The 14812-nt window shown below is 31.4% G+C and carries 9 protein-coding genes; all 9 read left to right on the top strand.

All coding sequences use genetic code 11. The annotated features are described in order from the left end of the window. The first annotated feature begins 111 nt into the window (after nt 1-111). Entirely contained in the window at nt 112-1740 is a 1629-nt protein-coding gene (locus tag ACULEV_RS15670; protein WP_445455984.1) for a T9SS type A sorting domain-containing protein, read from the top strand. Between the two features lie 11 nt (nt 1741-1751). Beyond that, nucleotides 1752-4775 (top strand): hypothetical protein, encoded by a 3024-nt coding sequence (locus ACULEV_RS15675; RefSeq protein WP_445455985.1) that lies wholly within the window; start codon nt 1752-1754, stop codon nt 4773-4775. Nucleotides 4776-4781: 6 nt separating this feature from the next. Next, complete coding sequence (locus ACULEV_RS15680) at nt 4782-8318, top strand: DUF6443 domain-containing protein (RefSeq protein ID WP_445455986.1); 3537 nt, start codon at nt 4782-4784, stop codon at nt 8316-8318. A 5-nt stretch (nt 8319-8323) separates the two neighbouring features. Continuing rightward, complete coding sequence (locus ACULEV_RS15685; protein ID WP_445455987.1) at nt 8324-8776, top strand: hypothetical protein; 453 nt, start codon at nt 8324-8326, stop codon at nt 8774-8776. Between the two features lie 324 nt (nt 8777-9100). Then, nucleotides 9101-10282: an RHS repeat domain-containing protein gene (locus tag ACULEV_RS15690; protein WP_445455988.1), complete on the top strand. Its 1182-nt coding sequence runs from the start codon at nt 9101-9103 to the stop codon at nt 10280-10282. Then, nucleotides 10279-10824 (top strand): hypothetical protein, encoded by a 546-nt coding sequence (locus tag ACULEV_RS15695; protein WP_445455989.1) that lies wholly within the window; start codon nt 10279-10281, stop codon nt 10822-10824. The genes ACULEV_RS15690 and ACULEV_RS15695 overlap by 4 nt, the downstream gene beginning before the upstream one ends. 336 nt (nt 10825-11160) lie before the next feature. Next, on the top strand, nt 11161-12393 hold the full coding sequence (locus ACULEV_RS15700) for an RHS repeat domain-containing protein (RefSeq protein WP_445455990.1): 1233 nt from the start codon (nt 11161-11163) through the stop codon (nt 12391-12393). Nucleotides 12394-12986: 593 nt separating this feature from the next. Then, nucleotides 12987-14195 carry an RHS repeat domain-containing protein gene (locus ACULEV_RS15705; protein ID WP_445455991.1) on the top strand — a complete coding sequence of 403 codons (1209 nt, stop codon included), beginning with the start codon at nt 12987-12989 and terminating at the stop codon, nt 14193-14195. After that, a complete protein-coding gene (locus ACULEV_RS15710; RefSeq protein WP_445455992.1) occupies nt 14176-14580 on the top strand; it encodes a hypothetical protein in 405 nt (134 codons plus the stop codon). Before ACULEV_RS15705 ends, ACULEV_RS15710 begins: the two co-directional genes overlap by 20 nt. The last annotated feature ends 232 nt before the right edge of the window (nt 14581-14812 follow it).

Here is a 14812-nt window from a genome sequence, read left to right on the forward strand (position 1 = left end):
ATGCGTATTTATACTTATAAAAAAACATCAAAAATACGTATAAATACGTATTGACTGGTATAGAAAAAATAACCTAGTTTTGTTCTCGAGTAAAAATTATATGCTATTCTTATGATAAAAAACACCCACTTATGTTTGGTTGCATTCCTATTTGCGACCAGTTTAACCTATTCCCAAGACATCCTTTGGGAGAAATCCTACGGAGGCAAACATGCCGAATTTTTATACGATGCCATTGCCACACCCGACTATGGATTTATTCTAGCAGGAAGTTCGATTTCTGGTAAAAACGGCAATAAAGAAGACCATAACAAAGGAGACCTCGATTATTGGCTTTGGAAAATGGATGAAAAAGGCAATCTCGATTGGCAAAAAAGCTTTGGAGGTAATAAAGTAGATTTACTACAAAGCATTGCCATTACCCAAGATGGTGGTTTTATATTAGGAGGAACCTCTACTTCAGATAAAGGAATCGACAAAAAAGAAGACTCCAAAGGACAAGAAGACTTTTGGGTGATTAAACTCAACGCAAAAGGACAAGAAATCTGGCAAAAAACCATAGGAGGCAGTAGCATGGAAAAACTACTCAGCATAGCTCCTACAAAAGATGGTGGCTATATTTTAGGAGGCACTTCCAGTTCAGATGCTTCCGAAGACCTTGAAAAAGACAAATACTCCAAAAATGAAGATTCCAGAGGAAACTTAGATTATTGGGTAGTAAAATTAAAGTCAGATGGCAGCATACAATGGCAAAAAACCATTGGAGGCCAATACCAAGACGAACTAAAAAGCATCCACCAAACTACAGATGGTGGTTATATTTTAGGAGGATATTCCAATTCTCCTATTTCAGGAGACAAAACAGAAACCAACTACGGATTAGGTGATTACTGGATTGTAAAACTAAACGAAGAGGGTGTTATTGAATGGCAACGCACATTAGGTGGTGATAAAGACGACAACTTATTTGCGCTTTTTCAAACCAAAGACGGTGGCTTTATAGTGGGTGGAAATTCCAATTCAGGAGCTACGAATTCCAAATCAAAATCCAACAAAGAAGGCACTGATTTTTGGGTACTAAAATTGGATAAAACAGGAGGCATCGATTGGCAAGAAACCTATAACTATGGTAAGATTGACGTCTTAACCTCGATTGTAGAAAACCCAGATGGCAGTTACTTAATAGGTGGTTATGCACAGAGTGAAAGTGTTCAGTCACCAATGAGCAGTGTTCAGAAAGCAGTTGGTAAAAAATCAGATAAAGAAGGCATTAACGATTATATTGCTTTAAAAATCAATGCCAAAGGAGAAGAAATTTGGAACCAAACGGTAGGAAGTAAAGGTGATGAAGTACTAAAAAAACTACTTGAAACCAGAGATGGTGGCTATCTATTAGCAGGAACTTCAAACGGAAACGCATCAAGAGACAAAAACTCCACAAAAGGAGGTACCGATTTTTGGGTAGTAAAACTACGCGACAAAGAAAAAGAAGAAAAGCTAAAAATCACAGTAGAAGCGATGCCAAATCCTGCGATTAGTTTTACCAATGTGATTGTGAACTTTGACTACCAAAATGGAACGGCAACCCTGTACGATTTAAACGGAAGAAGCCTACAAACGCAAACCTTAAAAGGAGAACACACCATTCCTATGGAAGTAAGCCACCTACCACAAGGTATTTATCTTATTGAGATAAAAACCAATACTGAAACAGGAAGCGTAAAAGTGATTAAAAAATAAGATAGAACATCATGAAATATATATACAAAAGTAGAACAACACTGTTTTTTGGACTATTTGCTTTATTTGGATATAGTCAAATAAGTACAACACCAGTAGAAATAACAAGTCCAGCTCCTTCAGTAGCTAATTTGATGAGTTTTGCAGAAATACCAGTAAATACACATACGGGAGTTCCTGATATATCCATTCCGTTGGCTAGTTTGCCAACACACAATAAAGAAATTAATGTAAATGTGGCACTGAGTTACCATCCTTCTGGTGTTGCCATTGCAAGCAAAGCAAGTGATGTGGGTATGGGGTGGAATTTGACAGCAGATGCCGTAATTTCAAGATCGATTTTAAACACTCCTGATGAATATTTAATTCCTCTTTATCAATCATTAGATCCAAATATTGACTTAACAGGGTTAAAATATAACGATGTATATAGTTATAATTTTATGGGTTATTCAGGAAAATTTAGAATTTTATATGATGGTTCTAATAATACATTTTCATTACAAAAATTACAAGAGGACAATTTAAAGATTGAGTTCAACATGATTAGTGGAACTCAGAAAATAGAATCATTTGTAGTTTATGATGACAAAGGGTTTAAATACACTTTTGATGTAAAAGATAAAGATAAAAGATATCTGAGAAATCTTATAACAAGTGCAGTTTTAACCAATCCAAATGGTACAAATGATTATATTTTAAGCGAGGAATATTTAAATTCAGAATATTATTTTTGCTCAGCTCATCATTTATCAAAAGTTACTGACAATAATGGTAAAGAATTAGTTAATTATACCTACGAAGAATTTATAGAGCCACATCCAACTACTCCACATCCAGCAACTAATCTAATAACAAATAAAGTTTCTGAAATACACGCTGTAGATAATGGGAAAATTCTTTTTAACTTTGATTACATTCCTTCATTAAAATATACGCATAATGATCCTATACAGTTACAAAATATTGAAGTAAAAAATCTTTTTAACAATACAATTAAAAAATTTGATTTTAATTATGGTTTTCTTAATGTAACCCTAGGAATTACTGATGTTAAAAGTAGAAGGTATTTAGATAAACTTATAGAAAACAATACTATTTCTACAGAAAACAATGAATATAATTTTGAGTATAAGAATGTTGTTAATAATACAAATCCTTTCTTTTGTTCTACTACTTATTATGGGTTAGACACTTTTGGTTATTTAACAAATACAATAGATAAAAATAGTTTAGTTGATCCATCCGAAATAGATATTGATTATGTGTTAGACTTAGACAGACCTTCCAAAGAGGCATGTGTTTTTGGTATTCTGGAACGTATTTTATACCCAACTGGAGGACAAGTTAAATATGAATTTGAATCCAATACTTATTCTTATGCAGATTCACAATCAGACTTATTTAATGGTGTGCCTATAGCAGCTATTTATAAAGCAAAAAATTTTGACAATCATATTTATACAGAACTTTATAACTCAAATTATAACACCTCAAATTTAAATAGTATACCATTAACCCTAACGGGTACCTTACCTGTAAAATTATATTTTAAATTATTAAGTAATCCTTACTACAGTCAATTGAACGACCCAGTAAATGAACCTTTATATGCTACCTGTAGACTAATAGGTAATGGAGTTAATTTTTATATTGATAATTATTCCTTAAGTTGTTTAGGAGATTATATCGAAGTACAACCAGGAAATTACACCATTCAAATTAATACCATTGGTAATGAATCTGCAACAGGTCATTTGAAAGTTACCAAAAAAGAAACTACAACACAGCCTATTAAGGAATGGGTTTATGGTGGAGGATTGAGAATTAAGAAAATTTCACATTATAATTCACATTCACTATTACAATCTCCTGTTAAAGAAATGAATTATGATTATCAAATGTTTGATAATAGTAATCGATCAAGTGGAGAACTTTATGATGGTCATTTACGTAATTTTTCAACTGGAGTAGCCACTTCTCCACAAGTGAGTTACAGAAATGTGAAGATATTTAATACCTTGAATAATGGTTATATAAAACATACTTATGATTCATTTACAGACTCTCCTTATTTTATAAATACAGGTTCTTTTACGTATTATCAAAACTATTATGGATATAAAAACGGCTTATTAAAAAAGACTGAATTTTATAATGCTTCAAACGTTTTACTAAAAACAATAGATAATGAGTATGATTTTGAAGAAAGGGGAAATCTAATGTATATTACTTCTATGATTAATCTTGGTTCTAGAGGTTTTACAACAAAGCCAGTATGGACAAAATTAACTGCTACAAATACAAAAGAATATTCTTATCAATCTGGTACTACCAAAATTGCTTTAACCAGTCAAACTTTTAGCTATAATCCAACTAATTTAAAGATTAGCGAAAGTACTATAACAAATAGTAATGGAGAAGTTTTGAAATCTAAGTATTTTTATCATAGAGGAGTCGCTACTATTTACTCTCAAAACAGAATTGGAGAAATAGAAAGTATGGAAACCTATAGAGGAGCTGAATTATTATCTAAGTCCAAAGTAAATTATGGAAATGTATGGCAAAACAATATTTCCTTTTTACCACAAAGTATTGCCACTTTAAGAGGAGCCAATACGCTAGAGAATCGACTAGAATACAAACAATACGACGAGTTCAGTAACCCACTGGAAGTACAACAAGAATCTGGTATTCCTATCACTTACATTTGGGGATACAATAAAACCCAGCCTATTGCTAAAATAGAAAACGCCACTTATGCAGAGGTACAACAATATGAAGCGAATCTGCAAACCCTTTCCAATGGAACTGATGAAGCCAACTTAATAACCGCTTTAGACAATCTAAGAACCGCCTTGCCAAACGCCATGGTAACCACTTATACCTACAAACCACTCGTAGGAATTAGTACCGTGACAGACCCAACAGGAAACAAGATGACTTATCATTATGATAGCTTCAATCGTTTACAATTTGTAAAAGACAAGAATGATCATATTTTGAGTGACAACAAATATTATTATAAAAATTAAAGCAAGATGAAGAAATTATTATACATACTCACACTTATTCCGGTTCTTGCTTTAGCACAAAGTTTAGATCAAAACTGGGTAGAAACCACAATTTATAAACAACCAACCACTACACCTATTACCAACCCAGACGTAACGGTTGCCAATGTACAAATCACCTACTTTGATGGACTAGGAAGACCTATCCAACAAGTAGCACACAAACAATCCAATTCAGGAAAAGACATTGTAACGCATATTGAATATGATGCTTTTGGCAGACAAACCAAAGAGTACTTACCTTATGTGAATCAAACCCCATCCTTAGATTATACCAATCCTGCGACAGTAGTTACCGATTTAAGTACTTTTTACAGCACTTATAACGGAGGTACAACCCATCCTTATAGTGAAAAAGAACTAGAAGCCTCACCACTAAATCGAGTATTCAAGCAAGCAGCACCAGGAGATGCGTGGGCAATGGGAAGTGGAAAAGAAATAAAGTTTGACTACCAATTTAATGAAACTAGCGATGCAGTAAAACTTTTTACAGCAACAGCTTCATGGGATGGAAATGCAAATAATAAAATTTATAATTCGGTTATTAATGATTTAGGGACTTATGCGGAAACCCAATTATACAAAACCATTACCAAAGACGAAAACTGGACCTCAGGAGTAAACAACACCACCGAAGAATTCAAAGACAAAGAAGGACAAGTCGTTTTAAAAAGAACCTACAACAATGGTGATAAACACGACACCTATTATGTCTATGACCAATTTGGAAATCTAACCTACGTTTTACCACCAGCAGCAGAAGGAATTGGAACACAAACTACTCTTGATAATTTAGGTTACCAATACAAATATGATTACAGAAGTCGCTTAGTAGAAAAGAAACTACCAGGCAAACAATGGGAATTTATCATTTATGACAAACTAGATAGACCAGTAGCCACAGGACCAGCATTTTCCCCTTATGGAGGAAGTGATATAGGCTGGATGATAACCGAATATGATGTATTTGGAAGAGTAACCCAAACCGGTTGGAAACAAATGACGGTTTCTGCAACAAGCAGAACAACTAATCAAAACAGCGTTACTTCAGGAAGCAATCCTTTTGTTTTAAGTGCCAATGATATTCTGACCAAGAACTATTATGATGATTATAGTTTTCCAAATGCTCCACAGGTTCCAACACAAATTGAAGGACAAAACACTGTTAGTACAGCGAATAAGTTAAGAGGATTACCAACAGGCTCCTGGACAAAAGTATTAGATATAAACAATCCAAATGCTTCTGAATTATCATATACCATTTATGATGAAAGATACAGACCAGTAAGAACCTATACCAGTAACCATTTAGGAGGTTATACTCAAGTAGACAGCAAGCTCGATTGGGCAGGAAAAACAGAGTATACCATTACCACACACAAGTATGACACTAATGGTAGTGTAATTACCGTAAGAGACACCTTTGAATACACCGACCAAGACCGTTTAAGCTTACACAAACAACAAATTGGCAGTGGAAGCGAACAATTAATTGCCAAAAACACCTATGACGAACTAGGACAGCTAATCAGCAAAAACGTAGGCGGTCAAGATGCAACAGGAGCTTCTGGCTTACAAACCGTAGATTACAATTACAACATAAGAGGTTGGTTAAAAAACATAAACGATGTCAACAACATAGGAACTGATTTGTTTTCTTTTAAAATAAATTACAATGATTTTGAATCTTTAGGAGACTTTGACGACAGTGCTATTCCTTTATACAATGGAAATATATCATCCACTTATTGGAAAACATCTAGTGATAATATTTTAAGAAAATATAATTATTCCTACGATGTATTAAATCGTTTGCTAGAAGCCAATTATTTAAAACCAACTAGTGCATCCACTCCAGATAACTACATGGAAAAACTTTCTTATGACAAAAACGGAAACATCTTAAGTTTACAACGCAATGGAGACAGAGATACCGATGGAGCACAAATGGTAAACCTTATAGATAATTTAGAATATACTTATGATACCAATAATAAAAATTTATTAATTAAAGTAGATGACGCTTCTAATTCACCACAAGGATTTAAAAACGGAAGCAATACAGGCAATGATTATGAATATGATGCTAATGGCAACATGACTCTTGACAATAATAAAGGGATTACAAAAATCACCTACAATCATTTGAATTTGCCAACAGAAATTACGTTTGGTACAAGTGCTAAAATTCTATATCTTTACAATGCTACAGGACAAAAAATAAGCAAAGCAATAGTAGATTTTGTAGGTGGTAACAGTGCAACAACGCATTATATGAGCGGAGGATTTCAATATAAAGACAATTATTTACAATTCTTTCCCCATGCAGAAGGCTATGTCAGCGTAGTTGATTCTCATGGAGTGAATAATTACAACTATGTCTTTAATTACACCGACCATTTAGGAAATATAAGACTAAGTTATGGAGTAGATCCAAGTACACAAACTATAAAAATAATGGAAGAAAATCATTATTATGCCTTTGGGTTAAAACATACAAATTATAATAGTGACCAGTTATTGTATCAAAAAGGAACCAATGAAACCATTACTTTAAAAGGAGGCACACCTACAATACAACCTACTTATAAGTATCGCTATAACTCCAAAGAGTTCCAAGACGAACTAGGTTTAAATGTATATGATTACGACAATAGAGTTTATGATCAAGCCGTAGGAAGGTTTTGGCAAATAGACCCGAAAACTGAGAACGGTCGTAGATGGTCTCCATATAATTATTGTTTCAATAACCCTGTATATTTTCTTGACCCTGATGGAATGTGGCCAGATCCTGCTTGGTTAAAAAACTATGTTAAAGGAGCATGGAGTGCTACCATTAATTTAGCTGCTGGTCTTGCAACCAGTACATACAACAATGCAAGTAATGGTGTAACTGCAACTAAAAGTGTTTATAATGCATACAAAAATGATGGTGTAAAAGGAGCAGTAAAAGAATATGCTAATCAAGTATATACAACTAGTGGAGCTAAAAGTGCTGTAGCAACAGTTAAAAAAGCTTCAACTGGTGATGCAAAAGCAGTAGCTACAACAGTTTTTAATGTTGTTGCTATAACAGTTGTTCATAAAGTTGCAAAAGGAAGTGGAACAGCTGTTGAAGCTAGTGAGGCTAGTGCTGCTAAAAATATTGGAACAACAATGTCAAATGCAGAAATGTCCAATGTCGTTGGTGGCGGAAGTAAACCTGCTGTTCAAGTTACAGCTGAACTTAACGGTCAGTCTGTTACTGCGACAAGTGGTCCATTACTACCTGAAATTGCTCCACAATTAATTCAAGCGTCAGAATCTTTAGGGGGTGTTGGAACTAAAACAAGTAGTGGTAATGTTGTTGGTTGTTGTGCAGAGTTTAGAGCAGCTAATTCATTGCTATTAGAGAATCCCAAAGCTACTCCTGCCCAAATAAACTTTACACCAGCGACTAGGCCTAGAACGGGTCAGGTGATTCCTATGTGTGAAAATTGTCAAACAATATTTGAAAAAAAATAAAAAATATGTTATCAGAGATTGAGCAACAAACATTAGATATAGATTGGTTTTTTTTAACTGAAAAAAATATTGGTTTTATAGCATCAGGTGGTGGTAAAATTCCTCTTTCTGTTTCAAAAATGTTTTCTAAAAACCATGATGTTTTAGTTTCATATTTTAGGAATTTACCAGAGACATCTGATTTTATTATTAATGAACAATTAATTAAAATGATAGATTTGAATGTAAACAATCAATATGTAAATGATTTTGCTTATATGGCAAAACGAGGTTTGTATTCTTTTGACAAGACCATTTTAAATAATTATTCAGATACTAATTATCATTTAGTAGCTAAACCAACTAACCCTTTATTAATAAATAATTTACCTCTTAAAATAAAACAGTTATTAATTAAAACATTTCTAGATATTGATATTAAAAAAATTGACAAAATTGACATTTCAATTATTAAATGATATAAGGTAATTGATAATGTTTCAGAGATTACTATGATTATACAAGAGGAATTTCATTTTGGTAATGTTCCAAAGTTAGTGATACATGTTTTTTAATCATCTAACAGGTTGATAGTCATTGAAAAATTAAAAATAATTGTAAAAAAGATGAGCTATATAGTTCATCTTTTTTTATGTTTAAAACTTTTAAAACGAAGAAAATGGTAAAAAAGTCGACCTCGTGTATTAGAATTAGTGATAGTTTCTTTTAGAGAAAAAAATATTTTTTAAAACCACACAATTGAATATCTTTACAATGCAACAGGACAAAAAGTATCTAAAGTAGTGAATGAAAATAGTGTCATAACAAAAACGGATTATTTAGCTGGAGGATTTCAGTATAAGGATAACTATTTAAAATTCTTTCCACATCCGGAAGGTTATGTCAATGTAGTTGATTCCCATGGAATAAATAACTATAACTATGTTTTTAACTATACCGATCACTTAGGAAACATACGAGTAAGTTATGGAGTTGACCCAGATACACAAACCTTAAAAATATTAGAAGAAAACCACTATTATCCTTTTGGATTAAAACACGAAGGTTATAATATGGACTATAAAACCTATCAACAAATATTGGAAGAGTCCATAAAAATTAAAATGGCTAGTCCTGTAGATGCAGTTTACAAGTACAAGTATAACGGAAAAGAGCTTCAAGACGAGTTGGGGCTCAACATGTACGACTATGGTGCAAGGAATTATGACCCAGCTATAGGTAGATTTAGCGTTCCTGACCCAATGCAAGAACTTTATTATGGTATTAATTCATATGCATATGTTTTTAATAATCCAGTTCAATTAGTTGACCCTACGGGTATGATTGTTGAATATGCAGACGACCCAAACAAAACAAAAAAGGAAAATAGACAAGCCAGAAGAGAATTTAAAAAATCTCAAAGAGAATTAAATAGGAAATCTACCGAGGCTAGAAATAATTGGAGAGCATTGAAGAAATCTAGTAATGTACATACAATTCATATCAACGAAAAAAAATCTGATGGCAAGTTAATAGAAAACCACACAAAACCAAAAGATGGTTATACAAAGGAAAATGGAGTTGGGACAGATATTTATATAAACACTAATAGTACCAGTATTGAAGGCGAAGAATTAGGGACTAATATCATAGGAATATCTCATGAAGAAGGACATGCTTTTAGATTTGACCAAGGTTTAGTTGAAGAAAATTATGAACCAAATATGAGCGACCCAAATGATTTTAATAATTCAATGCTTCATATTTCAAGAGTAAAACTTACTGAAGAAGTTGAAACAAGCCATATTGAAAATATAGTTAGAGCACAGGTTGACCCAACTGGTCAAAAAATCCCACTGCGAAAAACATACAAGAATATTAGACAACATAGAGTTAATCCTTCAAGCGGTATGATTGAAATTTATTATAAGGATGCAAATGTTGTTAAAGCAGGATATAATTACTATAAAAAAACTACCAAATGATTTTAAAAAAGTTAATATTGATTTGTTTTATAATTTCATCTTGTGTGAATAATAGAGTTGTTACTAATGAATTAAAGTCATTCTGTAATATTTACGAGAGTGAATTTAATATTTTAAACTTATCTTCAAATGACGAAGATTTATGCAATTTGGAATTAAATTCTTTTTTAGAATATAAGTATGAATATGATATATTATTTCATTATCAAAAAGAAGGAAGTGAAGAATATTATTTAGATAGATTTTTTTTTGAAAAAGGTAAGTGGATGCATACTAGAATAATTGATAATGTTTTAATAAAAAATAATGTTACAACTGATAACATTAATTTAAATGGACTATTAAATAAAATTGATAATAAATCATATATTCAGACTTGTAAGGATTGTAATGAATGTGAAAATTATACATTTCTTATTAAAAGTGATAATAAAAAATTTAAATATATTTCAAATAATTATTTTTTAGAAAACTTAAATGAGATTGATTCAAAAAAAATATCAATTTATTTAGAGATTTATAATAATATTAAAAATAAATAATTAGACAAAGGCGATTCCTAAACGTTTCACCTCAATCCACAAACCCATTACAAAGCCCATATGCCTCAACAAAAGGTAATGTTTCAGAGTTAGTGACAACCCTTTTCACAGAAGCTAACCAATTGAAAATAAAACAATAATTTAAAAAATATATTGAGAAGGAACGCGATATGGCGTTCCTTTTTGTGTTATATAATGTCTTAAAACGAAGAAAATGGTAAAAAAGTCGACCTCGTGTATTAGAATTAGTGATAGCTTTTTTAGAAAAAAAATATTTTTTAAAACCACACAATTGAATATCTTTACAATGCAACAGGGCAAAAAGTAACTAAAGTAGTGACAGAAACGGGTATTAAAACACAAACCGACTATTTAGCTGGAAGATTTCAGTATAAAGTGAATGAATTACAATTTTTTCCTCATGTTGAAGGCTATGTCAATGTAATAGACGATAAATATAATTATGTTTTTAATTACACCGATCATCTAGGAAACATACGAGTAAGTTATGGAGTCGACCCAAGCACAAGTACTTTAAAGGTATTGGAAGAGAATCATTACTATCCTTTTGGATTAAAACACGAAGGTTATAATATGGACTATAAAATGTATCAAAAAATACAAAGTGGTGCAATAGCCATTAGAGTAGCTGCTCCTTTACAGCCTAATTACAAGTATAAATACAACGGTAAAGAACTGCAAACAGAGCTTGGGCTTAACATGTATGACATGGATATGAGAGATTATGATCCAGCTATTGCTCGATGGGTAGTGCAAGACCCTGTTGTTCATTATGATTATTCTCCTTATAATGCTTTTGATAACAATCCTGTAATATTTGCTGACCCTAGTGGAGCAGATGCATATGAAGATAAAGAGGGTTATCATTTTACAGGTGCAGATGCACAAAACTTTTTTTCTCAATTACAAGGTCAATTAGGAGAGACTTCTTCTGATTCTTCACCAGAGAATGATATTACAGTAAATTCAAAAGGGAAAATTACAAACATAGTTATTAATGACAAACCTCATAGAATTTTCGACACAGATGGTAATCAATTGTATGTAAATGATTATGCATATGACAGTAAATGGTTAGACTTGGCTAGTGTAGATGAACAATTATATGTGATTATAGATAATCCATTTTTAGTAAAACTTATTTTAAAAGCGGGTTTTGTTAATAGTGGTTTTAATATGAGTCAAAGATATCTGGAAACAGCATTAAATTCACACGGTTCTGCTGATTTTGGGTTTAATCAATTGAGAGATGAATTAGATATGCATAATACTGAGTATGATGGTTATGAAGATGGTAATGGAGCTTTTTTTAGAGTACAAGGACAAAAAAGCATCTATAATTTTGCTGATTTTTCGCAATTTGTTTGGGGGTCTTGGATGAGAGTTAATAACTTTTCTTCTCTTGAAATGAAAGCTGGGGCTCATATAAACAACTTTATTACCACTTTGATCTCAACAGATAGAACGGGAGGGTTTATTGATTCCGAAGCAGACCAAAGAGCTATTCAAAATGGTTTTAATTATACTAATAATCTTCTTTCAAAATGAGTAATAGAATAAAAAAAGCTTCGTATGTTAACATTATATCTTTTATAATAATTTTAATTGCTGCATTAATTCAATTATGCCTGAAAGGAGAATATCATATTTATAGAAAAATAAGAGCAATATTAGGTTATTTTATAATAATACCATCTATAATAATATCTTTTATAGGAACATTAGAAGTTTTAAAATATTATTTGAATAATAACTTTAAAAAACCTTTAAAATGGTTATATCTTACAGTTCCATCATTGTTTATTTTATGCTATTTTCTTTTTGCAATAATATTTATTCTAATTAAAAGTTGCTTTTAAGGGGTAATGTACTGGATTTGGTAATGTTTCAGAGTTAGTGATGAAGGTTTTAATAGTTGCTAATGGATTGATAACCAATAAAAATTAAAAATAATTGTAAAAAAGATGAACTATATAGTTCATCTTTTTTTATGTTTAAAGCTTTTAAAACAAAGAAAATGGTAAAAAAGTCGACCTCGTGTATTAAAATTAGTGATAGTTTCTTTTAGAAAGAAAAATATTTTTTAAAACCACACAATTGAATATCTTTACAATGCAACAGGTCAAAAAGTATCGAAAGTAGTGACAGAAACAGGCATTAAAACACAAACCGATTATTTAGCTGGAGGCTTTCAGTATAAAGTGAATGAATTACAATTCTTTCCACATCCAGAAGGCTATGTCAATGTAATAGATGATAAATATAATTATGTTTTTAATTACACCGACCACTTAGGAAATATCCGAGTAAGTTATGGTGTAGACCCAAGCACAAGTACTTTAAAAATACTAGAAGAAAACCATTACTACCCTTTTGGATTAAAACACGAAGGTTATAATATGGACTATAAAACCTATCAAAAAATACAAAGTGGTGCAATAGCCATTAGATTAGCTGCTCCATTACAGCCTAATTATTTGTACAAGTACAATGGGGCTGAGCTTCAAACCGAACTAGGACTTAATATGTACGACATGGACATGAGAGACTATGATCCAGCTATTGCTCGTTGGGTAGCACAAGATCCTGTTGTTCATTATGATTATTCTCCGTATAGTGCGTTTGATAATAATCCTGTATTTTGGTCAGATCCTAGTGGGGCAGATAGTGAAACTGATATTTTTGGAAGAAATAGATTTGATAATAATGGTATCTATATTCCTGCTATTGATAGAGGTAAATCAAATCAAAATATAGGCATAGATGAAATTGCTGTAGAATCTTTGAAGCAGACAGCTAAACTTTATATGGATGGGGAAGATATGTCTAATCTTAATGAAAGTCAAAAACAAAAAATTTTTAAAAAAGATGCTCTTAAAACAATTGGAATATTACTGTGGGAATTTGCTACAGGAACTGGAAATGAGAGTAGAACTTTTGAAAAAGGAATTCATCCATTTGCGGATGATTTAATTAGTGGTAGAATTATTAAAGAAATAATAACTGAATTTAGTGAGAAAGCTGCATTAGACGGATATGATTTTACCATGAAAGGTGACTCTGAAACGTATAAAATTGCTTTAGAGTTTAGTCCAAATTCTAGCCCATCAACATGGATGAATTCCTTGATTAAACATATAGATTCAAATGCTGTTCAATTTTTTGTTGGTGGTGCAATTGCAACAGTAGGAGTTAAAAACAATAATTTAATAATTCAAATTTACAATGAAACTAGTAGAAATTCTTTAATGCTTCATATAGGAGGTAATTATGATAGAAAAAATGGTAATAAATCACTTTCAACAATTAAACAATATATAAATGCATCATATGAAATTAGCAGAAATTAAAAAATTAAAAGTATATTCATTATTATTTATCTTTTTTTTATTTACACTGTTTTTTAGTTGTATAAATCTAAATGAATGTAAGCTTGATTCATCTAAAAAGTATTATTGTTTTAATGATATAAAGGCAATTAATTATGTTGAATTTGGAGAAAATGGAACATTTAAACACTATTATAGAAAAGGAAATACAGAACTTAGTCATATAGGGAGATGGAGAGAAAATGATGAAGGATATTGTTATATTGAGCTAAATGAATGGAAAGATTTTAATGAAAAAGGAGATAATTATCAAGAATTTGGTAATGGAATTTTATATATAAATGGAAATTTTCTCAATATGAGTCCAGATGGTGAATCTTCATATAGTTTTAAAAAAAGTGATTAATAATGAGCGGTAATGTTTCAAAGATTACTATGATTTAAACAAGGGAAATTTCATTTTTTTATAAAAGATTTTTCGTAAAATTTCCCTTGTTTCACACAAGACAAAAAGTAACTAAAGTAGTGACAGAAAGTGGCATTAAAACACAAACCGACTATTTAGCTGGAGGATTGGTAATGTTTCAGAGTTAGTGACAACCCTTTTCACACAAGCTAACCAATTAAATTAAAATTTA

This window comes from Flavobacterium sp. HNIBRBA15423, from assembly GCF_052655965.1.